The following is a 1614-nucleotide window of genomic DNA, read 5'->3' as shown; positions in this document are numbered from 1 at the left end:
CAAGTGTGCAAGGTTTGGAAACCTAACATCAAAAGAGATAACTTGTAGCATTAATCAAGGCCGGCAAAAAGTCCGTTTTTCTTATTGGAATAAAGTAATTTCTACATCCAAGTATGGATCTTGGGAAAGTTGAAATATCAATTGGATGCTTATGACACCGTATAATAGATCAAAACATATTGTTTATTTCCCATAGCTGGCTTTAAAATGTTTCACTATGAAAAACAATGATGAAAGGTTATTAAAGAAAAAACGTTACTCCCAAGGGCTTCCTGTACTAAATATTCATGCGGCAGGGATCGATATAGGAGGGAGTAAACATGATGTAGCTATAAGTGATGGCTTTGAGGGACATATTGTATGCGAGTTCGGGACTTATACACAAGACCTGAAAGGGATTGTCACCTGGTTATTGTCCCATGATATAACAACCGCAGCAATTGAAAGTACAGGTGTTTATTGGTTGAACCTATATATCATGCTTGAAGAAGCAGGGATTGAGCCATATCTGGTCAACGCAAAGCATGTTAAAAATGTAACTGGCAGGAAAAAAGACGATACAGATGCTATTTGGCTACAAAAATTGCATTGTTGCGGACTTTTGCAAAAAAGTTTCCAGCCAAACTCTTATTACAGGAAATTACGCACGTATGTAAGGCAGAGGAAAAAATTGATACGCTTAAGTTCAGACTGTGTACGCAGGATGCAAAAGGCATTCGAATTAATGAATATCAAACTGCACAACGTAATAAGTGATATTATAGGTAAAACAGGCATTTTAATAATCGAAGCTATAATTAACGGGGAACGTAACCCCGAGGAATTATTAAAGTTTAAAGATGGCCGCATAAAAGCATCAGATACAGACATCAAACTTTCCCTGGAAGGCATCTGGAAAGAGGAGTATTTATTTATGTTAGGGCAAGCATATGAAGGCTACCTTTTTTACCAAAACCAAATAAAAAGCTGTGACTGTAAGATAGAAGGTTTATTATTGTCACAGGCTGCTACAATATTGGATGGAGACATATCAGGCCTGGGCGGCAAAAAGAAGAAGGTCTACGGAAGCAACCAATATTATTTTGATGTACAGGGTTTACTTAAAGTGATAGTTGGCGTGAATTTATGTAGGGTAGATAGTATCAGTGAAATTAGTGCATTGGAATTTATCTCAGAAACGGGGATAGATATGAGCAAATGGAAAAGCCACAAGCAATTTGCAGCATGGCTGAACCTAGCCCCAAATACAAAGATTACTGGCGGGAAGGTAGTGAGTAGCCGGATGCAAAAAAAGAAAAACCACGCAGGGCTTGCATTAAGGATGGCTGCAAGCAATTTATCAAAGTGTAAATCACCTTTAGGTGACTATGCCAGGAAAATGAAATCAAGGGTCGGTAAGAAAGGCGCTGTAATAGCCTCAGCTCATAAACTTTCAAAAATAGTATATACAATGATTAGGGATCAAAAAGAATATGACAGGGCAACAACGTTAAGTGACCAGGTTAAGTGGAGAGAAAAACGTATAAAAAATTTAGAAAAACAACTGGAAAAGCTAAAAAAAGTAGCGTAATAACATATTGATTTATAGCGATGTGCGAATTAGTTATATAATAG

General features: G+C 37.2%; 1 protein-coding gene. It reads left to right on the top strand.

Annotated features, from left to right (window positions below; all coding sequences use genetic code 11):
• Positions 1-217 precede the first annotated feature (217 nt).
• Positions 218-1570: an IS110 family RNA-guided transposase gene (locus D1164_RS23550; protein ID WP_119352352.1), complete on the top strand. Its 1353-nt coding sequence runs from the start codon at positions 218-220 to the stop codon at positions 1568-1570.
• Positions 1571-1614: the final 44 nt, after the last annotated feature.

The sequence above is a fragment of the Mariniphaga sediminis genome, from assembly GCF_003573545.1.
Taxonomy (GTDB): domain Bacteria; phylum Bacteroidota; class Bacteroidia; order Bacteroidales; family Prolixibacteraceae; genus Mariniphaga; species Mariniphaga sediminis.
The sequence above is the reverse complement of the archived record's forward strand: the minus strand, read 5'-3'. Positions and strand labels throughout refer to the sequence as shown.

Excerpts from the sequence above, each read along its gene's own strand:
- D1164_RS23550 (WP_119352352.1), top strand. The coding sequence starts at position 218 with ATGAAAAACAATGATGAAAGGTTATTAAAGAAAAAACGTTACTCCCAA.